At 70.8% G+C, this 24,900-nt stretch carries 26 protein-coding genes and 2 tRNA genes; 17 read left to right on the top strand and 11 right to left on the bottom strand.

Annotated elements, in window-relative coordinates:
• The first annotated feature begins 10 nt into the window (after positions 1-10).
• Complete coding sequence (locus tag E4622_RS02885; RefSeq protein ID WP_134738567.1) at positions 11-934, top strand: acyl-ACP desaturase; 924 nt, start codon at positions 11-13, stop codon at positions 932-934.
• A gap of 47 nt (positions 935-981) precedes the next feature.
• Here E4622_RS02885 and E4622_RS02880 read toward each other — a convergent pair.
• From E4622_RS02880 to E4622_RS02860, 5 genes are all read right to left on the bottom strand, one after another.
• Positions 982-1,054, bottom strand: a tRNA-Glu gene (locus tag E4622_RS02880).
• Between the two features lie 78 nt (positions 1,055-1,132).
• Positions 1,133-1,207: transfer RNA gene (locus tag E4622_RS02875), tRNA-Gln, on the bottom strand.
• A 55-nt stretch (positions 1,208-1,262) separates the two neighbouring features.
• Positions 1,263-2,201: a type II CAAX endopeptidase family protein gene (locus tag E4622_RS02870; protein ID WP_134738566.1), complete on the bottom strand. Its 939-nt coding sequence runs from the start codon at positions 2,199-2,201 to the stop codon at positions 1,263-1,265.
• Positions 2,201-3,688, bottom strand: a complete 1,488-nt coding sequence (gltX, locus tag E4622_RS02865) for a glutamate--tRNA ligase (protein ID WP_134738565.1) — start codon at positions 3,686-3,688, stop codon at positions 2,201-2,203. The genes E4622_RS02870 and gltX overlap by 1 nt, the downstream gene beginning before the upstream one ends.
• Positions 3,685-4,494 (bottom strand): fumarylacetoacetate hydrolase family protein, encoded by an 810-nt coding sequence (locus E4622_RS02860; RefSeq protein ID WP_134738564.1) that lies wholly within the window; start codon positions 4,492-4,494, stop codon positions 3,685-3,687. The genes gltX and E4622_RS02860 overlap by 4 nt, the downstream gene beginning before the upstream one ends.
• A gap of 47 nt (positions 4,495-4,541) precedes the next feature.
• Here E4622_RS02860 and E4622_RS02855 point away from each other — a divergent pair, with 47 nt between their 5' ends.
• Complete coding sequence (locus tag E4622_RS02855) at positions 4,542-5,453, top strand: 3-methyladenine DNA glycosylase (RefSeq protein WP_134739377.1); 912 nt, start codon at positions 4,542-4,544, stop codon at positions 5,451-5,453.
• Here E4622_RS02855 and E4622_RS23305 read toward each other — a convergent pair.
• Together E4622_RS23305 and E4622_RS23020 are read right to left on the bottom strand one after the other, a co-directional pair.
• Positions 5,450-5,578, bottom strand: coding sequence for a hypothetical protein (locus E4622_RS23305; protein ID WP_280633738.1), 129 nt, complete (start codon positions 5,576-5,578; stop codon positions 5,450-5,452). The two genes, E4622_RS02855 and E4622_RS23305, sit on opposite strands and share 4 nt — an antisense overlap.
• 19 nt (positions 5,579-5,597) lie before the next feature.
• Positions 5,598-5,735 carry a hypothetical protein gene (locus E4622_RS23020; protein ID WP_209021761.1) on the bottom strand — a complete coding sequence of 46 codons (138 nt, stop codon included), beginning with the start codon at positions 5,733-5,735 and terminating at the stop codon, positions 5,598-5,600.
• A 293-nt stretch (positions 5,736-6,028) separates the two neighbouring features.
• Between E4622_RS23020 and E4622_RS02845 the strand changes: the two genes are divergently transcribed.
• The gene (locus E4622_RS02845) at positions 6,029-7,240 is read left to right on the top strand and encodes a hypothetical protein (RefSeq protein ID WP_134738563.1); all 1,212 of its coding nucleotides are present in this window, start codon (positions 6,029-6,031) and stop codon (positions 7,238-7,240) included.
• Positions 7,241-8,080: 840 nt separating this feature from the next.
• Here the strand turns inward: E4622_RS02845 and E4622_RS02840 are convergent.
• Entirely contained in the window at positions 8,081-8,782 is a 702-nt protein-coding gene (locus E4622_RS02840; RefSeq protein ID WP_134738562.1) for a hypothetical protein, read from the bottom strand.
• Positions 8,783-9,473: 691 nt separating this feature from the next.
• Here E4622_RS02840 and E4622_RS02835 point away from each other — a divergent pair.
• The 7 genes from E4622_RS02835 to E4622_RS02805 all read left to right on the top strand — a co-directional run bounded on the left by E4622_RS02835 (position 9,474) and on the right by E4622_RS02805 (position 16,867).
• Positions 9,474-9,674 carry a hypothetical protein gene (locus E4622_RS02835; protein WP_209021760.1) on the top strand — a complete coding sequence of 67 codons (201 nt, stop codon included), beginning with the start codon at positions 9,474-9,476 and terminating at the stop codon, positions 9,672-9,674.
• A gap of 347 nt (positions 9,675-10,021) precedes the next feature.
• Positions 10,022-11,332 (top strand): reverse transcriptase family protein, encoded by a 1,311-nt coding sequence (locus tag E4622_RS02830; RefSeq protein WP_134738561.1) that lies wholly within the window; start codon positions 10,022-10,024, stop codon positions 11,330-11,332.
• Between the two features lie 119 nt (positions 11,333-11,451).
• Positions 11,452-12,918 (top strand): aspartate aminotransferase family protein, encoded by a 1,467-nt coding sequence (locus E4622_RS02825; RefSeq protein ID WP_245155852.1) that lies wholly within the window; start codon positions 11,452-11,454, stop codon positions 12,916-12,918.
• Positions 12,918-14,252 (top strand): SidA/IucD/PvdA family monooxygenase, encoded by a 1,335-nt coding sequence (locus E4622_RS02820; protein ID WP_134738560.1) that lies wholly within the window; start codon positions 12,918-12,920, stop codon positions 14,250-14,252. Before E4622_RS02825 ends, E4622_RS02820 begins: the two co-directional genes overlap by 1 nt.
• The gene (locus E4622_RS02815; protein WP_134738559.1) at positions 14,249-14,788 is read left to right on the top strand and encodes a GNAT family N-acetyltransferase; all 540 of its coding nucleotides are present in this window, start codon (positions 14,249-14,251) and stop codon (positions 14,786-14,788) included. The genes E4622_RS02820 and E4622_RS02815 overlap by 4 nt, the downstream gene beginning before the upstream one ends.
• Positions 14,785-16,590 carry an IucA/IucC family siderophore biosynthesis protein gene (locus E4622_RS02810; protein WP_134738558.1) on the top strand — a complete coding sequence of 602 codons (1,806 nt, stop codon included), beginning with the start codon at positions 14,785-14,787 and terminating at the stop codon, positions 16,588-16,590. Before E4622_RS02815 ends, E4622_RS02810 begins: the two co-directional genes overlap by 4 nt.
• Positions 16,591-16,600: 10 nt before the next feature.
• On the top strand, positions 16,601-16,867 hold the full coding sequence (locus E4622_RS02805; protein ID WP_134738557.1) for a DUF2087 domain-containing protein: 267 nt from the start codon (positions 16,601-16,603) through the stop codon (positions 16,865-16,867).
• Positions 16,868-16,873: 6 nt separating this feature from the next.
• On the opposite strand, the gene E4622_RS02800 is transcribed toward E4622_RS02805, so the two are convergent.
• Positions 16,874-17,446, bottom strand: a complete 573-nt coding sequence (locus tag E4622_RS02800) for a TetR/AcrR family transcriptional regulator C-terminal domain-containing protein (RefSeq protein WP_134738556.1) — start codon at positions 17,444-17,446, stop codon at positions 16,874-16,876.
• A gap of 98 nt (positions 17,447-17,544) precedes the next feature.
• On the opposite strand from E4622_RS02800, the gene E4622_RS02795 reads away from it, so the two are divergent.
• From E4622_RS02795 to E4622_RS02785, 3 genes are read left to right on the top strand one after another with little or no spacing between them, the layout of a single operon-like run.
• Positions 17,545-18,153 (top strand): biotin transporter BioY, encoded by a 609-nt coding sequence (locus E4622_RS02795; RefSeq protein WP_134738555.1) that lies wholly within the window; start codon positions 17,545-17,547, stop codon positions 18,151-18,153.
• Positions 18,154-18,172: 19 nt separating this feature from the next.
• The gene (locus E4622_RS02790) at positions 18,173-18,868 is read left to right on the top strand and encodes an ABC transporter ATP-binding protein (RefSeq protein ID WP_134738554.1); all 696 of its coding nucleotides are present in this window, start codon (positions 18,173-18,175) and stop codon (positions 18,866-18,868) included.
• Positions 18,865-19,479 carry an energy-coupling factor transporter transmembrane protein EcfT gene (locus tag E4622_RS02785; protein ID WP_134738553.1) on the top strand — a complete coding sequence of 205 codons (615 nt, stop codon included), beginning with the start codon at positions 18,865-18,867 and terminating at the stop codon, positions 19,477-19,479. Before E4622_RS02790 ends, E4622_RS02785 begins: the two co-directional genes overlap by 4 nt.
• Before the next feature lie 13 nt (positions 19,480-19,492).
• Here the strand turns inward: E4622_RS02785 and E4622_RS23015 are convergent, their stop codons facing one another.
• The gene (locus E4622_RS23015; protein ID WP_209021759.1) at positions 19,493-19,759 is read right to left on the bottom strand and encodes a hypothetical protein; all 267 of its coding nucleotides are present in this window, start codon (positions 19,757-19,759) and stop codon (positions 19,493-19,495) included.
• A gap of 127 nt (positions 19,760-19,886) precedes the next feature.
• Between E4622_RS23015 and E4622_RS02775 the strand changes: the two genes are divergently transcribed.
• From E4622_RS02775 to E4622_RS02765, 3 genes are all read left to right on the top strand, one after another.
• Complete coding sequence (locus tag E4622_RS02775; protein ID WP_134738552.1) at positions 19,887-20,588, top strand: response regulator transcription factor; 702 nt, start codon at positions 19,887-19,889, stop codon at positions 20,586-20,588.
• A complete protein-coding gene (locus E4622_RS02770) occupies positions 20,585-23,170 on the top strand; it encodes a DUF4153 domain-containing protein (RefSeq protein WP_134738551.1) in 2,586 nt (861 codons plus the stop codon). The genes E4622_RS02775 and E4622_RS02770 overlap by 4 nt, the downstream gene beginning before the upstream one ends.
• Before the next feature lie 173 nt (positions 23,171-23,343).
• Positions 23,344-23,559 carry a hypothetical protein gene (locus tag E4622_RS02765; protein ID WP_134738550.1) on the top strand — a complete coding sequence of 72 codons (216 nt, stop codon included), beginning with the start codon at positions 23,344-23,346 and terminating at the stop codon, positions 23,557-23,559.
• Positions 23,560-23,642: 83 nt separating this feature from the next.
• Here the strand turns inward: E4622_RS02765 and E4622_RS02760 are convergent, their stop codons facing one another.
• Positions 23,643-24,236, bottom strand: a complete 594-nt coding sequence (locus E4622_RS02760) for a TetR/AcrR family transcriptional regulator (protein ID WP_209021758.1) — start codon at positions 24,234-24,236, stop codon at positions 23,643-23,645.
• A gap of 53 nt (positions 24,237-24,289) precedes the next feature.
• Here E4622_RS02760 and E4622_RS02755 point away from each other — a divergent pair, with 53 nt between their 5' ends.
• A complete protein-coding gene (locus E4622_RS02755) occupies positions 24,290-24,745 on the top strand; it encodes a DUF1772 domain-containing protein (RefSeq protein ID WP_245155851.1) in 456 nt (151 codons plus the stop codon).
• Positions 24,746-24,900: the final 155 nt, after the last annotated feature.

Genomic DNA, 24,900 nt, shown 5'->3' with positions numbered 1-24,900 from the left:
AGGCCGAGACATGGACACCGCCACGCTGCTGCGCGAGCTCGAGCCGACCGTCGAGGCCAACCTCAACCGCCACCTGGGGGTGGCGCAGGAGTGGATGCCGCACGAGTACGTGCCGTGGGCCGAGGGTCGCAACTTCGCGCTGCTCGACGGCGACCCGTGGTCGGTGGAGCAGTCGACCCTCTCCCCGATCGCCAGGACGGCGTTGGAGGTCAACCTCCTCACCGAGGACAACCTGCCGAGCTACCACCGCGAGGTCGAGCGCGCCTTCGGCCGCGAGAGCGCGTGGGGCGAGTGGGTCAACCGCTGGACCGCCGAGGAGGGACGGCACGCCTTCTGCATCCGCGACTACCTCCTCGTCACCCGCGGGGTGGACCCCGACGAGCTCGAGCGGGCGCGGATGCAGACGATGGAGGCCGGCTTCGACTCGGGCGAGAAGGCGTTGCTCAACGTCTGCGCCTACGTGTCGTTCCAGGAGCTCGCCACCCGGGTGTCGCACCGCAACACCGGCCGGATCACCGAGGACCCGGTGGCGGAGCGGCTCCTCACCCGCGTGGCCAAGGACGAGAACCTGCACATGGTCTTCTACCGCAACATCGTCGAGGCGGCGCTCGAGCTCGCGCCCGGCCCGACGATGCGGGCGATCACCGACGAGGTCGTCGGCTTCCAGATGCCGGGCTCGGTGATCCCCGGGTTCGCCCGCAAGGCGGTCCAGATGGCGCGCGCCGGCATCTACGACCTGCGCATCCACCACGACGACATCGTGCTGCCCCTCGTGCGCCAGTGGGGGCTGCTCGAGCTCGAGGGGCTCGACGAGGAGGGCGAGCGCGCCCGCGAGGAGCTGGTCGCGGCCATGGCCGCGCTGGACGAGCAGGCCACGAGGTTCGTCGAGCAGCGCGAGGCCGCTGCCGCGAAGCGCGAGGCCCGGAGGGGCTGAGAATGAGCGGAGGCCCCGCCCTGGTGGGCGGGGCCTCTGCTGTGCTGTACCCCCGACCGGATTCGAACCGGCGCTACCGCCGTGAGAGGGCGGCGTGCTAGGCCGCTACACAACGGGGGCCAACGTGGTGCTGGTGTTGCTGCGTCAGACTATCGAACGCCGATCTGCCGCACAAAATCCCGGTCTCCACCGGGATCTTGGCTGGGATACTAGGACTCGAACCTAGAATAACTGGACCAGAACCAGTCGTGTTGCCAATTACACCATATCCCATGGTTTTACTACGGTTCGGCTCCCTCCGCAGTGCTTCAGGAGCCGACGAGAAACCTTACACGCGAGGTTCGGCGGGCTCCAAAACGCCCTGCTCCCGGACCGTCCTGACGCCCATCGCGCGCGACACCCAGACCGCCAGGCCGAGGTAGACCAGCGACTGCGTGAGGGTCGTCGGCAGGCTCCACCAGGTGCCGCCGGTGGGGTTCAGCGCGGAGGTCATGTCGCTGTAGGCCAGGGCGGCGCCGAACGCGAGGAAGTTGTTGAGGACGTGCATCGCGATCCCGGCCTCGAGACCGCCGGTCAGGATCACGAGCGCACCCGCGACGAGCCCGAACGCCAGCCGGTCGACGAAGATGGGCGGGTCCTGCACGCCGTGCGCCAGCGCGAACAGGAGCGCGGGCACGACGATCGCGACCGCCATCGCCAGCCGGGGGTCGCGGAAGACGCCGCCGAGGGCCTGGGTGAGGTAGCCGCGGAACGCGTACTCCTCCCCCGCCGCCTGGAGCGGGGTGAGCAGCAGGATCACCAGCAGGAAGTCGCGCGTCTGGCGCGTGAAGTCGTTGAGCTCGCCGCTGGTCTCGACCGCGGGCGACGGCACGATGGCGCCGACCGCCACGGTCGCGACCAGCGCCAGCAGGGCGAGGCCGAAGCAGACGGCCAACCAGTCCCAGCGGATCCGGCCGGCCACCGACGCCAGCCAGCCGGGCCTCATCCGGTGCACCAGCCACGCCACGAGCCACACGGCCGGGATCGTCACGGCCCACCCGAGGTTGACGACCGCGAGGTACGACGGCATCACCTGACCCACGCCCGACACCCGGTCCAGCGCCTCCTCGAACGGCGTGCCGCGGGCGACGACGATCGCCGCCACCGTGAGGGTGACGACCAGCTGGAGCACGAAGACCAAGGCGACCACCGCGAGCACCCCCACCAGCGGGCGCCACCACGACCAGCGGCCGCCCCGCTGGAGCTGGTGGTAGGCCAGCCCGGTCATCAGCCCAGCGCGCCCTGCAGGCGGGCGAGGCTGCGCTCCCGCCCCAGCAGCTCCATCGACTCGAAGAGCGGGGGCGAGACCCGACGACCGGTGACGGCGACGCGCACGGGGCCGAAGGCCACGCGCGGCTTCAGCGCCAGACCCTCGATCAGCGCCGACTGGAGCGCCTCCTGGATCGAGGCGGTCGACCACTCGCGCAGCTCGACGACCGCGTCGTACGACGCCTGCACGATGCGCCGCCCGTCGTCGTCGAGCAGCTTCTCGGCGTCGGCGGGGTCGAGGGTGAAGTCGGCCTCGTCGACGAACAGGAAGCCGAGCATGTCGACGGCCTCGGTGAGCTTGTTGATGCGCTCGGCCACCAGCGGCATCGCCAGCTCGAGCAGCTGCGCGTCGGCGTCGGACACGGGGTCGGAGACGACGCCGGCGGCCTTGAGGAACGGCAGCGCGCGGTGCGTGACCTCCTCCACCGACAGGAGCCGCATGTGGGAGGCGTTGATGGCGTCGGCCTTCTTGAGGTCGAAGCGCGCGGGGTTGGGGTTGACGTCGCCGATGTCGAACGCCTCCACCATCTCCTCGAGCGTGAAGACGTCGCGGTCGCCGGAGATCGCCCAGCCCAGCAGAGCGACGTAGTTGAGGAGCCCCTCGGGCAGGAAGCCGGCGTCGCGGTAGCCCAGGGCGTTGGCCTCGGGGTCGCGCTTGGACAGCTTCTTGTTGCCCTGGCCCATGACGTAGGGCAGGTGGCCGAACTGCGGGGCGCCGATGCCGATGCCGACGTCCTGCAGGGCGGCGTACAGCGGGATCTGGCGCGGGGTGCTGGAGAGCAGGTCCTCACCGCGCAGCACGTGCGTGATCTCCATCAGTGCGTCGTCCACAGGGTTGACGAGCGTGTAGAGCGGGTCGCCGTTGGCCCGGGCCAGCGCATAGTCGGGCACGTGGTCGGAGTGGAAGGAGATCCGCCCGCGCACCAGGTCCTCGAAGGCGACCTCGCCGTCGGGCATCCGGAAGCGCACGACGGCCGAGCGGCCCTCGGCCTCGAACGCCGCGACCTGCTCGGCGTCCAGGTCCCGGCAGAAGCCGTCGTAGCCCATGAGCTTGGAGCCGGACGCCTTGCGGCGCGCCTCGACCTCGTCGTTGGTGCAGAAGCAGCGGTAGGTGTGCCCGGCGGCGGTGAGCCGCTCGAGGGCGTCGCGGTAGAGGTGGCTGCGCTCCGACTGGCGGTACGGCGCGTGGGGACCGCCCACCACGGGGCCCTCGTCCCAGTCGAGGCCGAGCCACGCGAAGAGGTCGAGCAGGGCGTCGTAGGACTCCTGGGTGTTGCGCGCGACGTCGGTGTCCTCGATGCGGAAGACGAACGTGCCGCCGTGGTGGCGCGCGAACGCCCAGTTGTAGAGGGCGGTGCGGACCAGGCCGACGTGGGGGCTGCCGGTCGGCGACGGGGCCATCCGGACGCGGACGGGAGATGCGCCGGGGACGGGGGTCTGGGTCATCGGGTGGCCACCTTGTTGGTGAGGGTGCCGAGGCCGGCGATCGAGATCTCGACCTCGTCGTCGACCTGCATGGGACCGACGCCCTCGGGGGTGCCGGTGAGGATGACGTCGCCGGGCAGCAGGGTCATCACGCTGGAGACGTGGGCGATGAGCGCCGGGATGTCGAAGATCATGTCGGCGGTCGAGCCGTCCTGCACCACCTCGCCGTTGAGGTGGGTCTGGACGCGGACGCCGTCGATGAAGTGCTGCGGGTCGAGGTCGGTCTCGATCCACGGGCCCAGCGGGCAGAAGGAGTCGAAGCCCTTGGCCCGCGTGAACTGCCCGTCGGAGCGCTGCAGGTCGCGCGCGGTCACGTCGTTGGCGATCGTGTAGCCGTGGATGACGTCCGTCGCCTGCTCGGCCGGCACGTCGCGGCAGATCCGCCCGATCACGACGGCGAGCTCGCCCTCGTAGTGCAGGTCCTGGGTCTGACGCGGGTAGTAGATCGGGTCGCCCGGCCCCACCACGCTGGTGTTGGGCTTGAGGAACATCAGCGGCTCGCTGGGCACGTCGTTGCCGAGCTCGGCCGCGTGGGCCGCGTAGTTGCGCCCGATGCCGACGACCTTGCTGCGCGGCAGCACCGGCGCCAGCAGGCGCACGTCGGAGAGCCGGTGCTCCTGGTCGAGCAGCGTGATGCCGACGTACAGCGGATCGCCGGCGATCGCCACGATGACGCTGTCCTCGGCGGGCTGGCCGAACTCGTCGACCTCGCCCGTGACCACGCCGTAGGACGGCTCCGAACCGGTGGTGAACCTCGCGATACGCACGTCCCGACCCTATCCGCCGTACGTCGCGGACCTACCCTTGGTGCGTGATGACGCAGGTGCTCGACGAGGCGACGTGGCGCGCCCGGGCTGCCGCCCACGCCGAGCGCGTCGACGCGTTCGTGCGCCCGCACCTCGAGCGCCGAGGCGCGAGCGTCAAGCACCCGGTCCACGACTTCCTCTTCACCTACTACTCCCAGCGCCCCGCCCAGCTGCGCCGCTGGCACCCGGGCTTCGGCGTCGCCCTGGAGGACGCTGAGGAGTACGCGACCCTCAAGGGCTACGCCTCGGGGGTCGAGGAGGTTGCGCAGCAACCGTCTCGACACCCCGTCACCGTCAGCGCCGCCTTCGTCGAGTCCCAACGCCCGCTGGTCGAGTCGATCCACGCGCTGCTCACCGCGACGGCGGGCCGACCGGCCAATTTCGGCTGTTTCGGGATGCACGAGTGGGCGATGGTCTACCGGTTGGAGGAGGACGAGACCCGCCACGCCGACTGGCCGCTGCGCCTCGGCGCCGAGGGCACCGACCGGGTCGTGGAGTCGCACAAGGTGGCGTGCTCGCACTTCGACGCGTTCCGCTTCTTCACCCCGCAGGCCCGCCCGCTCAACACCCTCTCCCCCGGCCGCGACGACCGCCCGTCGTTCGAGCAGCCGGCCTGCCTGCACGCCGGCATGGACCTCTACAAGCACGCCTTCCGCCTGACGCCGATGATCGGCTCCGACCTCGTCGCCGACTGCTTCGAGCTGGCGCGAGACATCCGCGAGCTCGACATGCGAGCCGCGCCGTACGACTTCACCGGCATCACCATGGATCACACCGGCGAGGAGTGGACGCCGGTCAAGATCGAGACGCCGGAGGGCAAGCAGGAGTACGTCGCTGCTCAGAAGCAGTTCTCTGAACGAGGCCAAGTTATACGCCGCGCGCTCGTGAAACAGTGCGAGCGACTGCTACCAGTTCACTAACGCGCATAGGCGCCAACTATGTGCTTCCTGATCCACTCCCAGGCCCTCTCCGGCAACCAGCCCGCGTAGTCGTCGTTCAATACGTTGATGATCAGCAGGCTGTCGTTCTTGTCCATCGTCTTCATGAGGCGGTCGCTGATCTAGCTAGTCGTGGACGACGTAACCACGCCACGTCGAGTCGAGGTGGTGCCACCACGCGCCCAGGCTCTTGATCTCGTCATGGAGGGCCGTGTAGCCCTGGCCCGGCGTGTTCAGGTCGTAGGTGATGAGCAGACAGGCCATCGGGATCCCTCCCTGAACTAGATGCAGTTCAAGGATCCGCAAACACGTCCAGATGTTGTGGCGACACGCCGAAACGCTGTCGAACATGTTCGCCAGGCGCCGAGGGCAAGCCAGGTATCTAAGCTCTCATCATTCCGCCCACGCGGCAGGTCATCCGACAGCCTGCGTTGGTGATGTTGCTGGTGTCGGTGGGGACCTAGCGCGGAAGACACGGCGCCCGTCCCTATGAGCCGAGGCGGTTCATCCGCCAAGAATCGCCACGACATGTCGGTGGCGTCGCTTAGCGTCTAGGCATGAGCGCATCTACCGACGAACCAACTGCTGCTGAAGCCGAGACCAGCGGCGAGTCTGAGGGGCAAGTAGAGGCGGTGAAGAAATCCCGACGCACGCCACTATTTCCCGCATCCACGTTCGAGGATGCATTGGAAATGGCGACGGCTGTGTACAAGATGGGCGCCGGGCAGCCGGTTCGGCGGATCACGCTGCTCGATGAACTGGGCAAGAGCCCGACGAGTGGTCTGGTGCGCCAACAGATCACAAACAGTTCGAAGTATGGACTGACGGTTGGCAGTTACCGAGCCGAGATGCTGAACCTCACCGAGGGTGGCTTGAAGGTTGTAGCCGACGGCGTGAGCGCCCGGGATCGCACAAGGGCGATGTTCAATCTGGCAATCGCGCACGTCGATGTGTTCAAGCAGATGTACGAAACCTACATCGATACTCGACTGCCGGTGCAGGCCGTATTGGTCGACAAGGCACGCGAACTAGGCATTCCCGAGCAGGACGCGGTCGCCTGCGTCGAGACTTTCACAGTCAACGCGAAGTATGTCGGCGTATTGCGCTCCATCAGTGGAGCGGAGCGCTTCATCACTTTGGACACACTCGTCGAGGACTACGTCAAGCAGGACTCGTCAGCGAAGCAAGAGACACCGAGGGTGAGCGGGACAACCTCCACGCCTGACACGAGAACTCCTGCGGCCCCGGTCTCCCAAGCGGCAGGCAACGACTTCGACAACGTGTGTTTTTACATCACGCCGATCGGAAGTGATGACAGCGATGCAAGAAGGCACGCCGACCTGTTCATGGGGTCGCTGGTGGAACCGGCTCTGGAGGAGTTCGGTCTGACTGTCGTGCGTGCTGATCAGATTGGCGAGGCTGGCATGATCACGCGCCAGATCATCGAATACATCCTCCACAGCAAACTCGTCATCGCTGACCTCTCGTTCCACAATCCGAACGTGTTCTACGAACTCGCTCTGCGGCACGCAGTGCGCAAGCCAATCGTGCAGATCACTCGTCAAGCGGACCGGCTGCCCTTCGACATCGGGCAGGTTCGAACAGTGGTCATTGACACGACGGACATCTACACACTGGTCCCTCAGTTGGCGTCGTACAACGCGCAGATTGCGTCCCAAATCAGGGCCACCTTGGAAGAAGGCACCGAAGTGGAAAACCCGCTCAGCGTGTTCGCCCCGACCTTCTGGGCCCACCTGCCCAGCAATTGACACCTGTGCCTCCCTACCCCTCCCGGCGCCGCATGACAGTGATCCTTCTTCCTGGGGTTGGTGGTCGGTACTCGTCGGTCTCCACAAGCAGTCCCAAGTCCGTCAGCGCCGAACGGATCAGGAACGCCTTGGAGAGGCCAGTTGCAGTGCTGAGGGCGTCCAGCGCCCCAGCACTTCGGGACGCGCTCCCACGACCGGGAGCCGCTTCACGTCACTTGAGTCATCAGCCATGACGTGAAGCGAGCCCTGAATCGGACGGCCGCTGATATGCACACGGACTGCAGACCCAGCACCACACGACGAGGGCAGTGCCGGGTCTGCTCCGACATGCTCAGCGCCCCTGAGCGGTCTCCCCAGCTCGGAACCGGATCGCCTCACGGCGCATGTCGCGCACCTGCTCACTGGCGGTCTTGGGCAGGGCGGCGTCCGCCTGCGTCGCGGCGCTCTTCCCCCAAGCCGTGGCTGTACTCGCCACCCTCGTCGTTCGGTGCGGAGGTCGGGTGCTCCTCGCGTCTCCTTCAGATTGAGGAGAAGCGCCAAATGGGTCGCCAATCAGCGCCTCTCCGACTCGGTCGGCTGGCCGCTGTTCGGCTGAACGGAGCGACGACTACCCGCGACCTCTGGTCTTGGCACAACACGGGGCTTGCATCGAACTCGCTCGCCGCGAACCTCACGTCCCCCACAGGGGTTCATCGGAAAAGCGGGGTCGTTCTCGGAACGATAGGGACAACCTACGCCGTTTCGATGGCGGGCCGTCGGTTGTGATCGTCGCTCGACGGATCACCTGATTTGAGCGGGGCCTACCTCGGCCAGGTGTAAGCGCACACCAGAAGCGCCAACTCAGAAGTCTGCTAGTTCCTCAGAAGGCTTCTCAGGGATTCGCGCAACACTCTGGAGTGCGTCCGGGAGAAATGAGTAAGTGTTGCGGAACCGCATGACGTCGAAGACATCACTTGCGATGGGCCGACGCTGAACCGTGATGACACCGGCTCGGCGCAACTCATTAAGACCCTTCGACCGAGTGTCGTCCGAGATCGCGTACCGCTTCTGTGCCTCGTTTGGGCTGAACCACAGTTCATCCTTCGTCGAGCCGGAGTCTTCAACGAGCAGCACCATGTACATCGCCAACGCAGCAGCCGAGAGGGTGGCCATCCAGCCGTTGGTCCAGAAGGTCGGGGGAATCCGAACGTACCGATGTCTGGCCAGCACCTCCGGATCAGCCTCGCGCGATTGAGCACGGTTGTAAGCGTCCCCGGGGACGCGATAGCGACGACCGTCACCGAGCTCGTTCAGCAGTGTGACGCGGTTCGGGTGACCTGGTTGCATCTCGACCCCAACGAATGCGTGGCTCTCTAGCCACCCGATCGCCTCGTTGACACGACGAGCGCCTCTGCCCTCCGGGTCGGGCAGGTCAAGAAGCGTCGCCCAGGCACGGGCGGGGTACTGCACATCGTGCGGCGGATTGGCAGCCAACCAGATCATCGACAAGTACGTCTTCAGCCGTACCTGGCCACCACGCCCACCACGGAGCATCTCGCCCATCGGTGTAGGGCTCTGCACAGAGATCCGAGCGACGAACTGGCGCCGAACCTGCGCCGTCCGGTTCTTGTTCCGGCGGGAGAGAGCCTCAGCGGCAGCGAGCGCGTCAGGACTGGGCTCGAGCACTTGTCAGTTCCCCTCGGTTGCGCCGGGCCGGGCGGCAATGGGTAGATGCTTACAGGTGATGAATGGAGATCTAGTAGTAACCGTAGCAGCCGCAGCGCCAATATGGGTATAAGCGCGGGGGTCACCTCGACCAATCGCCGTAACGCTCCGGCGCAAGCGTAGTGCCCACAAGGCTGGACACGAGGGGGTTGAGCGGCTAGTCTCTTCCCATCATCGAGGGACACGACCTCGAGAGCGGCGCGTGGAGGCCTTCGGGTCGGTGAGCAAGTCGCCAGTAGATACGACCCTCGATGAAGCAGCGGGTGGAGACTTCGATGTCCTTTGTACAGGTGAGGCTCAGGTCGCGGCGGTCAGCAAGGCGAAGGATTGTGCCCAGAGCCCTGACCGCCCCACTCTGCTGCGGCACCATTGTCTCGCGCCGCGCAGTGCCAGCGCAAACGGCTGACGAGAAGCCTGTGACTGCCTTGACTAGGGCCCTCTACAAGCACGCCTTCCGGCTGAGCCCGATGATCGCCTCCGACCTGGTGGCCGACTGCTTCGAGCTGGCTCGCGACATCGCGAGCTCGACATGCGCGCCGCGTCGTACGACCTCGCCGACCTGGGCTTCGAGCCCGTGCGCATCGAGACGCCCGAGGGCAAGGCCGCCTACGTCGAGGCGCAGCGCCGCTTCGCCGAGCGCGGAGCCCCGCTGCGCGCGCGGCTCATCGAGGCGTGCAAGGGGCTGCTGGTCGGCATCGGTGATCGAGCAGCGAAGGCCGCCAGGGCCTGAGCGCCCGTCGAGATACCCGCACGTGTGCAGGGCAGCGACCGCGGTGCCCCACGCCCTGCCTCCCTCGCCGGGTCTCGACGGGCGTTCGTCGCTGGCGCTCCTCACTGCTCGACCACCGAGGGCACCTCGGGCGGCTACTGTGCGCGGGTGCGGCAGCGTTCTCTCGAGACGGCGAACCGGTGCGTGACACCGGCAAGCCTCCCCGGGGCTACCCCGGGGGCCACCGGAATGTTCGGGCACGGCACCGCGCGCGACTCGCTGCGCTCCGCTGCAGGTCATCGCGCGCACGACGGGACAGGTCGAGCATCGCTGCCGCACACCCCCACGTCCACCGACCACCGCATGCCGTGAGGAAGGACCTCGCCCGGGCGCTCGCGGCCGGGTTCCTGGGAGGCGAGTGGACGCCGGCCGGCCTCCTCGCGAGCGGAGCGGTCGTCCTGGGCCGTCGGCCTCGGTGGCTGAAGCCGCTGGTCAACCAGACCCTGTCGCTCTACCCCCGGCCGCCGTACGACCGGCCGCGCGAGCTCGCGACCAACATCCGCTCCCGCCCCGCGGCGGACAAGGCGCTGGGGGCACCTCCGGTCGTGCAGCCGATGCCGGGCACCCGCATGCTCGGCAACCGCTGGCGGCTGCCCGAGCTCCACGACCCCGGCGACCTCGCCGAGCTCCTAGGGGTCACGACCTCGGAGCTCGACTGGTTCTCCGACCCGCGGCGACTCGCGCGTTCCACGGGCGTCGTCCCACTGCAGCACTACCGGGTCAGCCACCGGACGGCCGCGAGCGGCGGGATCCGCGTGCTCGAGGCACCCAAGCCGAGACTGCGACGGATCCAACGGCAGCTCCTCGACGAGGTCGCGTCGCTGATCCCGCCGCACGACGCCGCGCGCGGCTTCCGGCCGGGCGGCTCGGTGCGGTCCTACGCCGCACCGCACGCCGGCCGGCCCGTGGTGATCCGGCTCGATCTGGAGGCGTTCTTCGCCAGCGTCACGGTGGCGAGGGTCTACGGGATCTGGCGCTCGGCGGGCTACCCCGAGCCGGTCGCCCACAGCCTCGCCGGGCTCGTCACCAGCGTGCTGCCGCGGTCCGCGTGGCGCGCGGTCCCCCGGCCGGCCGACGAGTGGCTCCTCGACGCCCACTGGCGGCTGGGCCGACGACTGGCCGCGCCGCACCTCCCGCAGGGCGCACCCACCTCCCCCGCGATGGCCAACCTGGCGGCGTACGGGCTCGACGTGCGGCTGACCGCGCTCGCCCGGTCCTGGGGCGGCCGCTACACCCGCTACGCCGACGACCTGGCGTTCTCCGGCGCCGCCGGATGGGGCACCGGCACCTCGCGGCTCCTCGACGCCGTCGAGAAGATCGTGCGCGACGAGGGGTTCAAGCTCAACGCACTCAAGACAGGCGTGATGCCGCGCGGCGGCCGGCAGACCCTGGGCGGCCTCGTCGTCAACGAGCGGCCGCGGGTCTCCCGCCACGACGTGGACCTCCTGCGCGCCATCCTCCACAACTGCCGGCGCCACGGGCCCAGCTCGCAGAACCGCCACGACGTGCCCGCCTTCGAGGAGCACCTGCGCGGGCGCATCGCCTGGGTCGCCCAGCACGACCCGGTGCGCGGCGCCCGCCTGCTGGCCGTGCACGACGCCGTCGACTGGAGCCGCTGAGCGGGTGGGTTTCGAGACAGGCGCTGGCGCGCCTTCCTCGACCCACGACGGCGGGTTGCGCACCTGCCGCAAACAAGTAAGGTGAGCCTTACCTAATCCTCTGCTCGGAAGGATGACCGGTGGCCGTCCCCGCTGTGCACCCGCTCTCCCACGTGTTCCACCCGCAGCACGTCGACGCCTACGCCGACACCATGCGCCGGGGTGTCGACCACCTCGCCGCCACGATGCGCACGCTGACCGGCCCGTCGACGGGGACGTCGCCCGAGCACGCGGCCAAGGCGGTCGCGGACGTCGACCTGGACCGGCCGCTGGAGGACGCCGACCTCGCGCTGGCGGAGATGAGCCGGCTCTACCTCGATGACGCGGTGTGGTTCCACGACCCGACGTACGCCGCCCACCTCAACTGCCCGGTCGTGATCCCCGCGCTGCTGGCCGAGGTGTTCGTGTCGGCGGTCAACTCCAGCCTCGACACCTTCGACCAGTCCGTCGGCGGGACGTTCGTCGAGCGGCACCTCGTCGACTGGACCAACGGCCGGATCGGTTTCGCGCCGCAGGCCGACGGCATCTTCACCAGCGGCGGCTCGCAGTCCAACCTCCAGGCGCTGCTCCTCGCCCGCGACCGCGCCCTCGCCGCGACGGGCGCCGAGCCGCGCCGCCTGCGGGTCTTCGCCTCGGTCGACGGGCACTTCAGCGTCCAGAAGGCCGCGCGGATCCTCGGGCTCGGCGACGACGCGGTCGTGACGGTGCCGGTCGACGGCGAGCGCCGCATGGACGTCGGCGCGCTCGGCAAGGCCCTGGCCGACGCCACCTCCGCCGGGCTGGTGCCGATGGCGGTGGTGGCCACCGCCGGCACCACCGACTTCGGCGCGATCGACCCGCTGCGCACGGTCGCCGCCCTCAGCGAGCTGTACGGCGCGTGGTGCCACGTCGACGCGGCGTACGGCGGCGGGCTGCTCGCCTCGACCACGCGACGCCACCTGCTCGACGGGATCGACCAGGCCGACTCGGTGACCGTCGACTTCCACAAGACGTGGTTCCAGCCGGTGTCCTCGAGCGCGCTGCTCGTGCGCGACGGCGCGCACCTGGGCCACGTGACGTGGCACGCCGACTACCTCAACCCGAAGGATGCCGAGCACCCCAACCAGGTCGACAAGAGCCTCCAGACGACCCGGCGCTTCGACGCGCTGAAGCTGTGGCTGACGCTGCGGGTCATGGGCCCGGACCGCATCGGCGAGTACGTCGACACGGTCATCGACCTGGCACGGGAGGTCGCCGTGCGGCTCGACGCCGACCCCGCGCTCGAGGTCGCGGCGACGCCGCAGCTGAGCACCGTGGTGTTCCGCTACCGCCCCGAGGGCCTCTCGGAGGACCGGGCCGACCTGCTCGTGCCGCGCGTCCGCACCGCGCTCTACGAGAGCGGCGCCGCGATGATCGCCGCGACCAAGGTGTCCGGCCGCGCGTGGCTCAAGCTCACGCTGCTCAACCCGATGGCGACGCCGGAGGACGTGCTGGGCATCTGCGCGCGGATCGTCTCGCTCGGCGACGAGCTGGCCCGCGAGCAGGCGCCCGCGCCGGTGGTCGCGTGATGCGCGACGTCATCGGCATCGGCGTCGGCCCGTTCAACCTCGGGCTGGCCTGCCTCACCGACCCCCTCGACCTCGACACGCTCTTCCTCGAGGCGCGCGACGAGCTGGCCTGGCACCCCGGGATGATGCTCGACGACGCGACGTTGCAGGTGCCCTTCCTCGCCGACCTGGTGACGATGGCCGACCCGACCTCGCGCTGGTCCTTCCTGAGCTACCTCAAGGAGACCGGCAACCTCTACCCCTTCTACATCCGCGAGTCCTTCTACCCGCTGCGCCGCGAGTACGACGACTACTGCCGCTGGGCGGCCGAGCGGCTCCCGAGCGTGCGGTTCGGGCAGTCCGTCGTGGGCGTCGAGCACGTCGAGGACGACCGCGGGTCGTCGTACGTCGTCACCACGAGCACCGGCGAGGCGCACCGCGGTCGGCGGCTGGTGCTCGGCACCGGCACGCAGCCGCGGGTCCCGGAGGCGTTGGCCGGGGTGGTGCCCGGCTCGAGGGGTTTCGAGACGGGACTTCGTCCCTCCTCAACCTCCGGCGGCGTGGCGCTGCACTCCTCGGACTACCTGTCGCGGAAGGCGGAGCTGCAGGCGCTGGAGTCCATCACGATCGTGGGCAGCGGGCAGAGCGCGGCGGAGATCTACCTCGACCTGCTCACCGAGGCGCCCGCGCACGGCTACGCGCTGACCTGGCTGACGCGCAGCCCGCGCTTCTTCCCGATGGAGTACACCAAGCTGACGCTGGAGATGACGTCACCGGAGTACACCTCCTACTTCCAGGACCTGCCCCAGCTCACCCGCGCGCGGCTGCTGCGCGAGCAGCGCTCGCTCTACAAGGGGATCAGCGGCGACCTGGTGGACGCGATCTTCGACCTGCACTACCAGCAGCGGGTCACCGGCGACGGCCCGCGCACCACGATGGTCACCAACACCGAGGTGACCGGCGCGGCCTGGGACGGTGCGGCGTACGACCTCGACCTGCACCACCACGAGACCGACGAGCACTTCGGCCTGCGCACGCAGGGGCTCGTGCTCGCGACCGGGTACGCCGCGCAGGTGCCGGCGTTCCTGGACGGCGTGCGCGACCGGATCCGGTGGGATGCTGAGGGACGCTACGTCGCCGACGCGTCCTACGCCGTCGACCACACGGGTCAGGAGATCTTCGTGCAGAACGCCGAGGAGCACACCCACGGCTTCGTCGCGCCCGACCTCGGCATGGGCGCCTACCGCAACTCGGTCATCGTCGCCGCGGTCACCGGCCGCGAGGTCTACCCCGTCGAGAAGCGGATCGCCGTGCAGAGCTTCGGCGTCCCCGACCACCTGAGGAGGGCACGATGATCGTCACGATCGAGGCGCTCGAGCTCGAGCCGCACCTCGCCCGGCTGCACGCCTGGGTCACGCACCCCGGCTCGGTCTACTGGGAGATGCCCGACGCGAGCGTCGAGGACGTCGCGCGGGAGTACGCGCAGATCGGCGACGACCCGCACCACCACGCGTGGCTGGGCCGCGTCGACGGCGAGCCGGCGTTCCTCGCCGAGACCTACGACCCCGCCCACTCGCTGCTGGCGGACCTGCCCGAGCTCCGCGACGGCGACCTCGGGATGCACGTGCTCGTCGCGCCCACCGACACCCCGGTGGCGGGCTTCACGCGCCGGGTGTTCCGCGCGGTGATGGAGCACTGCTTCGCCGACGACGGGGTGCGTCGCGTGGTCGTCGACCCCGACGTGCGCAACGACAGGATCCTGGTGCTCAACGCGCTGGCCGGCTTCGAGGTCGAGCGCATCGTCACGCTGCCGAGCAAGGACGCCGCGCTGTCGTTCTGCACGCGCGAGGCGTTCCTCGCCTCCGACCTGCTGCGCGGGGTGCCCTCGTGATCGCCGCCGACCACCTGAACCCCGACACCCTCGCCGCCGCCCAGCGGCACCTGGTCGCCAAGGCGATCGCGGAGCTCTCCCACGAGCGGCTGCTGGCGCCGGAGGTGTCGAGACGGGCCCCGGAGGGCCCTCCTCGACCCACGGAGTACGTGCTGACGACGCCGTCGCGCACGACGACGTACTCCTTCCGCGCGCAGCGACTGGCGCTCGACCACTGGGCCGTGGACGAGGCCAGCATCGAGCGGACCGTGGACGGCGAGCCGGCCGCGCTCGACGTGCAGGCGTTCGTCGTCGAGATGGCCGAGCGGCTGGGCATCCCCGACCAGCTGCTGCCGACGTACCTCGAGGAGCTCGCCGCCACCCTCGCGAGCGCCGCCTGGAAGCGGTACCACCACACCGCGAGCGCCGCCGACCTGGTGGAGGCCGACTACCAGGAGATCGAGGCGGCCATGACGGAGGGACACCCGTCGTTCATCGCCAACAACGGCCGCGTGGGCTACGGCCTGGACGACTTCGAGGCCTACGCCCCCGAGACCGGGTCGCGGCTGCGGCTCGTGTGGGTGGCCGCGCGGCGCGCGCATACGCGGCTCTCGCTCGGCGCCGGGCTCACCGAGGGGAGCCTGTACGGCGCCGAGCTCGCGGCCGGGACGCGCGCGGCGTTCGAGGGACGGCTGAGCGAGCTGGGGCTGGACCCGGCCGACTACCTCTACCTGCCGCTGCACCCGTGGCAGTGGACCGACAAGGTCGCCGTGACGTTCGCGCCCGACGTGGCGCGGCGCGACCTGGTGCCGCTCGGCGAGGGGCCTGACGACTACCGCGCGCAGCAGTCGATCCGGACGTTCTTCAACGTGAGCGACCCGCGGCGCAGCTATGTGAAGACCGCGCTCGCGATCCAGAACATGGGCTTCCTGCGCGGCCTGTCGCCGGGCTACATGGGCCCCACGCCTGCGATCAACGACTGGGTCGCCGCCGTGGTCGAGGGTGACGAGACGTTGCAGGGGTGCGGCTTCGGGGTGCTGCGCGAGCACGCCGCGATCGGCTACACCGGCGACGCCTTCCACGATCTGGCCCACACCCACGGCGTCCGCTCGCCCTACCAGAAGATGCTGGCCGCGCTCTGGCGCGAGAGCCCGCTCCCTCGAGTGCGCGATGGCGAGCGGCTGGCGACGATGGCCTCACTGCTGCACCGCGACGCCGACGGCCGCTCGCTGGCGGCGGCGCTCGTCGAGGCGTCCGGGCTGGACGCCGCGACCTGGGTGCGGTCCTACCTGCGGGCCTACGTCCGACCGATCGTGCACTGCCTGCTCGCGCACGACCTGGCGTTCATGCCGCACGGCGAGAACCTCGTCCTCGTGCTGCGCGACGGCGTGGTGGTGCGCGCGCTGATGAAGGACATCGGCGAGGAGGTCGCCGTGATGGGCGAGCAGCCGTTGCCGCCCGACGTGGAGCGCGTCCGCGTGAAGGTCAGCGACGACGTCAAGGCGCTGGCGCTGCTCACCGACGTGTTCGACGGCGTGCTGCGCCACCTCGCCGCGATCCTGCACACCGACGGCGTGCTCGACCAGGACGACTTCTGGGCCGAGGTCGCCCGCTGCGTCGCCGACCACGAGGCCGAGCACCCCCGGCTGGGCGCCGCCGTGGCGGCGTACGACCTGTTCCGGGCGGAGTTCGACCACAGCTGCCTCAACCGGCTCCAGCTGCGCAACACCCTCGAGATGGTCGACCTCAGCGACCAGGCGCAGTCGCTGATGTACGCCGGCACGTTGGAGAATCCGATCGCGCGGTGGCGCCCGGGCGTGTGACAGTGGTGACGTGGACTCACGCGTGCTCGCCAACTTCCTCGACGCCGACGGCCGACTGCGGACGATCCCCAGCAAGCAGGCCAAGCTGCGCGTCGTCCTCGACCACCTCGCCCAGTCCTTCGAGATCGGCCGCAGCTACCCGGAGGCGGACGTCAACGAGATCCTGAACCGCTTCCACCCCGACCACGCCGCCCTGCGCCGCTACCTCGTCGAGGGCGACTTCCTGACCCGCGAGGAAGGCGTCTACTGGCGCAGCGGCGGGCGCGTCGAGGTCTGAGCCCGACTACAGCGGCTGGTGCAGGTCCGTGGGCTGGCGCAGCCGGATGCCGTCGACGACCAGCGCGAGGCCGAGGTCGAAGTCGCTGGCGTCGCGGGGCTCGTCGTCGATCGCGCCGGCGCTGCCGGCCTGGAGGTGGGTCTGCTCGTCGATGGCGTGCCCGAAGACGAAGTGCAGCAGCGTGCGCGCCGCGGTGCGCGACAGGTCGGCCGGGAAGCCGCCGTCGGCGAGGGCGGCCAGCAGTGCGTCGTACGGCGCGGCGGCACCGAGGCCGAAGGCGTGCACCGTGGCCACCAGGTCGGCGCCGTCGCGGTAGGCCAGCATCGCGTCGCGCAGCTGCCCGCAGACCGCGACCACGCGCGCGTCCCAGCGACGCTCCGGCACGGGACGTGCGCCGCGCTCCAGAATCTCGTCGGCGACCGCCGCGAGCAGGCTCTGCTTGTGGGCGAAGTGGTGGTAGAGCGCGCTGGGCTGGACGCCGAGCTCGGCGCCGAGCCGGCGCATCGTCAGGTCGGAGAGGCCGTAGCGGTCGAGGACGTCGATCGCCCGGTCGACCACGTCCTGGCGGTGGTGGCGCACGTCGCTGGCCCCTCTCGTTGACGGCATCGGCGCGCACACCCTAACCTGAACGCCGTTCACCTGACCACCGTTCAGGTGCGGACCGCGAGGACGCAGGCATGAGCATGACCGACACCCCCGAGACCGGCACGGAGCGACGACCGCGCTTCAGCACCACCGACCTCGCCCTCGTGGCGGCGTTCGCGGCGCTCACCTCGGCCTGTGCGTACGTCGGGTCGGTGCCGGTCGGCGGCTCCGGCGTCCCGATCACCCTGCAGAGCCTGGCGATCATGCTCGGCGGGTGCCTGCTCGGCCCCGTGCGGGGCTTCCTCGCCGCCGCCCTCTACCTCGGTCTCGGCGCCATCGGGCTGCCGGTCTTCGCCGAGCACTCCTCGGGCCTCGGGGTCTTCACGGGCGCCAGCGCCGGCTACCTGTGGTCGTTCCCCCTGGCCGCCGCCCTAGCCGGTTTCCTGGTCGCCTACGTCGCCGGGCGCGAGCGCAAGACCCGCGCGGTGTTCGTGTTCCTGTGCTCCCTGGCCGGCAGCGTGCTCGTCATCCACCCGATGGGCATCGCCGGCATGAAGCTGTTCTTCGACGTGCCCTGGTCCGACGCGGTCGGCTACGACGCGCCGTTCTGGATCGGTGACGTCGTCAAGACCACGCTGGTCGCGCTGATCGCCGCCGAGGTGCACCGCGCCTTCCCGCAGCTGCTGCATCCCCGTCGCTAGCACCCGCCGGACACGACGCATGGCGACGATCGAGCTCGACGGCGCGGCGGTCACGGTCGACGTCCCCGACGGCGAGCGGGTCATCCTCGCGCCCACGACGCTCACCCTGACCGAGCGGCGCATCGGCGTCGTCGGCGCCAACGGATCGGGCAAGTCGACGCTCGCCCGGCTCCTCAACGGCCTGGTCACGCCCACCTCCGGGCGGGTGCTGGTCGACGGGCTGGACGTCGCGCGCCGCGGGTCCGCCGTACGCCGCCGGGTGGGGTTCGTCTTCACCGACCCGGCCGCCCAGCTGGTGATGCCGACCTGCGTGGAGGACGTCGAGCTGTCGCTGCGCAAGAGGGAGCGGGACCCCGGGCGCCGCCGCGAGCTCGCGCTGGCGGTCCTGGAGCGCTTCGGGCTCGCGGGGCACGCCCACGTCAGCGTGCACGCGCTCTCCGGCGGGCAGAAGCAGCTGCTCGCCCTGGCCGGGGTGCTCGCCACCGAGCCGTCGGTGCTGGTGGCCGACGAGCCGACCACGTTGCTGGACCTGGCCAACACCCGACGGGTGGCCGAGCTGCTGTTCGGGCTGGAGCAGCAGCTGGTGCTGGTCACCCACGACCTCGAGCAGGCCCGCCGTTGCGACCGGGTCCTCGTGGTCGACGGCGCCCGGATCGTCTTCGACGGCGAGGCCGGGGCGGCCGTGGACCACTACGTCGCGTCGGCCACGCCGTGAGCGGCTCGATCCTGGTCGGGGTCTACCAACCGGGCGAGACCCTGCTGCACCGGCTGCCGGTGGGGCTCAAGGTGCTCGGTCTCGGCGCGTTCAGCCTGACCGTCGTGCTGGTGCGCGACGTCCGCGCGTCGTGGGTGTTCCTCGCGCTCGCGCTCGTCGTCGCGCTGCTGGCCCGCACCCGGCTCGGCGTGCTGGCCCGTGCCACGCGCGTGGTCCTGCTGTTCGCGGTGTTCGTCGCGGGGCTGCAGTGGTGGTTCTACGGGCGCGACAAGGCCGTCGAGACGCTCGTCGACCTGGTCGCGCTGGCGCTGGCGGCGGTCGTGCTGTCGGCGACCACGCCCGTCAACGCCATGCTCGACGCGCTCGTGCGATGGGTCCGACCGCTGCGGCGGGTCGGCGTCGACCCCGACCGCGTCGCGCTGACCTTCGCGCTCGCGATCCAGTCGCTGCCCGGCACCGTGGCGCTGGCGCTGGAGACCCGGGACGCCGCCCGGGCGCGCGGCCTCGGCCGGCACCCCCGCGCCTACCTCACGCCGTTCGTCGTCCGCGTCGTCGCCCGGGCCCACGAGACCGGCGACGCGCTGCACGCCCGCGGCATCGGCGACGACTGAGGCGGCGCTGCCCTCAGGAGTAGCGGTGGCTCTTGGCCGAGTGGCCGGCCTCGCGGGTGCACGTGCGCCCGGACATGTTGCGGTGGCCGCACAGCTCCTCGGTCACGGCGTCGACCGGTCCGGGGTCGGCAGCCAGCGCCTTGGCGGCGGCGGCCGCCTTGGAGGCCGGCTTGTCCGGCGCGACCTTGGGCCGCGCGGCGGGCTTGCTCGCCGGCTTGGCCTTCTGCGCCGCGGCGTACTTGGCCTCACGCATCGCCCGCAGGGCGTCCATCTTGCTCATCGTCCACTCACGGGCACGACCCTATGCTGTGGCGCCGACAGCCGCTCAGCCGCCGCGGCGCAGACCTGCACACAACCTTCACGAGTCGTCCGCGTCTCCCGGCCTCCGGCGCTCCTAGGCTCGGCCCATGCCCCTCACCGCTCCCAGGATCCTCGTCGTAGAGGACGAGCCCGTCATCAACCAGGCGGTGACCGAGCGGCTGCAGGGCTCGGGCTACGACGTCGTCCAGGCCTGGGACGGCCCCGGCGCGGTGGCGCTGTGCGCGGAGACCTCACCCGACCTGGTCGTGCTGGACGTGATGCTCCCCGGCTTCGACGGCCACGAGGTCTGCCGGCGGATCCAGGCCCAGCGCCCGGTCCCCGTGCTGATGCTGACCGCCCGCGACGACGAGGCCGACATCCTGGTCGGGCTCGGCGTGGGCGCCGACGACTACCTCACCAAGCCCTTCCGGATGCGCGAGCTGGTGGCCCGGGTCGCGGCGCTGCTGCGTCGCGTCGAGCGCGCGGCCGAGCTCGCCGACCGCTCCCCCGCACCCCTGGGCGACCTCGGCGACCTGCACGTCGACGCCGCTTCCCGACGCGTGCGCGTCGGCGGCGACGAGGTGCACCTGACGCCGACGGAGTTCGACCTGTTGCTCTGCCTGGCCGGCAGCCCCGGCACGGTGCTCACCCGCGAGCACCTGTACGCCGAGGTCTGGGGCTGGTCGGGCGCGTCCGGCACGCGCACGGTCGACAGCCACGTGAAGGCGCTGCGCGCCAAGATCGGCGCCCACCGCGTGCGCACGGTCCATGGCGTCGGCTACGCCCTCGAGACCGGGACCTCCGCATGAGCGGACCGCTGCTCGACCAGGTCACCTCGGTCAAGGTCAAGCTCGGTGTGCTGGTCGCCGTGAGCGTCACCGTGGCCGCGGTGGTCGCGGCCACCGGCGCCTCCAGCGACGTGCCGTTCTGGCTCAGCATCCCGGTCACGGTGGCGCTCGCCCTGGGGGTGACGCAGCTGCTCGCCGTGGGCATGACCTCCCCGCTGCGCGAGATGACCGCCGCGGCCCGCGACATGGCGCGCGGCAACTACTCCGGCCGGGTCACGGCCACCTCCAACGACGAGGTCGGCGAGCTGGCCCGCGCCTTCAACCGCATGGCCGAGGACCTCGCCGCCGTGGACCGCCAGCGCCGCGAGCTCGTCGCCAACGTGAGCCACGAGCTGCGGACCCCGCTGGCCGCACTGTGCGCCGTACTCGAGAACCTCGTGGACGGCGTCGCCGAGCCCGACCCGGTGTCGCTGCGCACCGCCCTCGACCAGGCCGAGCGGCTGTCCGCGCTCGCCTCCGACCTGCTCGACCTGGCCCGCGTCGACGCCGGGAAGGCACCCCTGGCCACTGCGACGGTGCCGGTGCGGGATCTCCTCGAGACCGCCGTGGCCGAGGCACGGGTGACCGGTCGCGCGGTGACGTACGGCGTGCAGGTCACGCCCGCCTCGCTGACCGCCGAGGCCGACCCCGCGCGCCTGCACCAGCTGGTCGCGAACCTCCTCGACAACGCCTCGCGGCACAGCCCACCGGGGGGCCGGGTCTCCCTGACGGCCGAAGCGACGCCGACAGGGTGGCGGCTGGAGGTCGCCGACGACGGACCCGGCGTGCCGGCCGCCGACCGGGACCGGGTCTTCGAGCGGTTCGGCACCCTGTCGGACGCCGAGGGTGGCGGCGGGACCGGGCTGGGCCTCGCGATCGCCCGGTGGGTCAGCGACCTGCACGGCGGGACCATCCACTTCGTCGACCCCGAGCCACCGCGGGGTGGCGCCCGGGTGCGCGTGGACCTCCCCCTCCAGCCGCGACGACACCCCTCGGTCGCGCCCACGAGCCCGAGCCGCATCCCTCTGCCGATCCCACCGACCCAGGAGCCAGTCGTGTCCCTGCCCAGTCCCCCGCCGCCCGCGGCGCCGGCGCATCCCACTGCACCTCCGACCATGGCCCAGCCCCCCGCGCTCGACCTGATGTTCGGACGGTTCTGGCCCGACGGGGTCCCCGGCAACCCGCGCGTGGTGCTCGCCAGCCTCGCCGTCGGCCTGCTCGGAGCCGTCGTCCTGCCCTACCGCGACACCGGCGTGGGCACCGCGGCCCTCCTGCTGGCGGCCGGAGGCGTGGTGCTCGGCTTCAGCGTTCACCGCCGCTCGCCGTTCACGCTCGCCTGCGCCGCGCTCTGCGCCCTGCTCGCGCTGACGGTGGTGCTGCGCGACGCCGACTGGATCGTGCTGCTCTGCCTGTTCGCGGGCGGGGCAGTCTGCATGGCCGGCGTGGTCAACGGCCGCACGCTGCCGGCGTTCGTCATCGCCGGCGTCGCTTGGCCGCTCTCCGGGCTGCGCGGGCTGCCGTGGCTCGGCCGGTCGCTGCGGAAGGTGGGCGCGCTCAACGCGAGCGCGGCGGCCCTGCGCACCGTCGTGTGGTCCGTGCTGGCCCTGCTGGTCTTCGGTCTGCTCTTCGCCTCCGCCGACGCGGTCTTCGCGGAGTGGGCCGGCGCGGTCGTGCCCGACCTCGAGCTGGAGTCGTTCGTGATGCGCGCCTTCGTCACGGTGGCGGTGGGCGGGATGGTGCTCGCGGCGGCGTACCTCGCGCTGAACCCGCCGGACGTCGACACCGGGACCACCCCGGCCCGGCCCGTCGCCCACCGCTACGAGTGGCTCGCGCCCGTCCTGCTCGTCGACGCCGTCTTCGCCGTCTTCCTCGTCGCGCAGGCCACCGTCATCTTCGGCGGCCACGACTACCTCGAGCGCACCACGGGACTGACCTACGCCGAGTACGTCCACCAAGGCTTCGGCCAGCTCACGGTCGCCACCGCCCTCACGCTCCTGGTGGTGTGGGCCGCAGGGCGCAAGGCACCCCGCACCTCCGGCTCGGACCTCGTCTGGCTCCGCGGCGCGCTCGGCGTGCTGTGCGCGCTGACCCTCGTCGTCGTGGTCTCCGCGCTCTACCGGATGCACGTCTACCAGGAGGCCTACGGCTTCACCCGGCTACGGCTCCTGGTCGACGTCTTCGAGGGCTGGCTGGGCCTGCTGGTGCTGGCCGTCATGGCCGCCGGGGTGACCCTGCGCGCCGCCTGGCTCCCCCGCGCCGCACTGCTCAGCGGCGCTGGGCTCCTGCTCGCCCTGGCCGCGATCAACCCCGACGCCTGGATCGCCCAGCACAACGTCGACCGGTACGCCGAGACCGGCAAGGTCGACTGGTACTACCTGCGCGGCCTCTCCGACGACGCCGTCCCCGTGCTCGCCGACCTCCCCGGGGACGACGCCCACTGCGCGCTCGACGGACGCCGCAAGGCCGACGACGACTGGCTGGCCTGGAACCTCGGCCGGCACCGCGCCGCCGACCACCTGACCGGCGTCGCGGAGCCGGACGCTCGCTGTTTCCAGGACTACTGAGCCCCCGGAGTGAACGAGCTCCCCTGGAGCGCGGTCGGACCCGCGTCGGTGCTCGTGTTGTCCGTCGGCCTCATCCTGGTCGAGCTGATGCAGCGATACCTCGCGCACGAGAGCGCCCGGACGACCGCGCGAACGCCGGCGGACGACCGGTGGAGCAACCTAGAATCCCCACCATGGAGAAGGCGATGAGCGACGCCGCCGACCAGCGTGGATGGGTGAAGGCCCTCGGAGGGCTGGTCGCCGCCGTCGGCGGAGGCATCTTCATCGCTCAGGCGGGCGGCAGTGACCGCGAGCTCTTCCTGACCCTCGGGATGGCGCTGGGCGCCGTGGGGCTGCTCGGGATCGTCATCGGCGGCGTGGCGATCGGCATCCAGCTGGCGCGCGAGTAGCTCGAGAGCTTGCACCGTGCCGAAGCACGCGGCCGACGCCTCGGAGCTGAGCCCCGCTGTCGGACGGCGGTCGCGACGCCGCCTCACGCCCCGCTGCCGAAGCGGGCCGCGAGCACGCGCGTCCGCTCCGCGCGATCCTCGGCGCGCATGCGACCGGCCCGCTCGAGGCCGACCATGCCGTGCAGGGCGCTCCAGAACACCTCGGTCGCGGTCGGCACGTCGTCGGACGGTCCGCCCATCACGGCGACGAGGGCCGCGAACCCCTCCTGGAGCTCTGGCTCGGAGTCGGCCTCGGCGAAGCGGGGACTGATCGGCAGCGTGAACATCGCCTCATAAACGGCCGGATGGGCGACGGCGTACGTCAGGTAGGCCTCCGCGACGGCGACCGCCGCCTCCGCCGAGCTTCGGCCCGCCCCCGCCGTCCGCAGCGCTTGGGTGAGCTCGACGAACCCGTCGAGGGCGACCGCGCTCATGATCTGGGCCTTGCCCTCGGGGAAGTGACCGTAGAGGACCGGCTGGCTGTAGCCGATCGCGTCCGCCAGCGCGCGGGTGGTCACGCCGGCCCAGCCGGCCTCCTCGGCGAGGCGGCGCGCCGCGTCCAGGATCTCCTGGCGTCTCGCCGCCAGGCGTCGTTCCCGCGCGGAGCCTGCCATCGCGTCCTTGCCGGCCTCGTCCATGCTCGCTACTCTAGCATTGCTCGCATATCTAGCACTGCTAACTAGGAGTCCTCGTGACCGCACTAGGCATCATCACCGTCGTCGTCATCGGCACCATGGTCGGCGTCGAGCTCGCCGTGGCCGCCTTCGTCAACCCCCTGCTCAACCGACTGCCCACGGACAGCAGCCTGGCGGCGCGTGCCGACGGAGGGCGGGTCCTCGGCAGGCTGATGCCGTTCTGGTACGTCGCAAGCCTCGTGCTGGTGGTGGGATGGGGCGTACTGGCCTGGGGCGAGCCCTCCTCTGCGCCCGCGCTCGTCTCGGCGGGGCTGCTCGCGGTCAGCGTCGCCATGTCCGTCCTCCTGCTCGTGCCCATCAACTCACGCGCGATGACCTGGACGCCCGAGACCGCTCCCCCGGACTGGCGCGAGCAGACGCAGCGGTGGGACCGACTGCACTACGTCCGGGTCGCCGTCATCCTCGGCGCCTTCGCCCTGGTGGCGCTCGCCCTGGCTCGCGTCTCCGCGTAGACCGGTCGCCCTGCCAATCACCCGAAACGTGCCCTCGACGCCGCTCCCGCGTGCCAAGGTGCGTCATGCCTCGCGTGCTCGTCACACGTCCCGTCCTCGCCCTCGTCCTCGCCCTGGGCTGAGTCCCGACACGGCGTGGTCCTCCCCCGGGCGCG

This window comes from Nocardioides sp. 503, assembly GCF_004522095.1.
Taxonomy (GTDB): Bacteria; Actinomycetota; Actinomycetes; order Propionibacteriales; family Nocardioidaceae; genus Nocardioides.
Note: the sequence above shows the minus strand (reverse complement) of the source record. Positions and strands in the feature narration are given on the sequence as shown.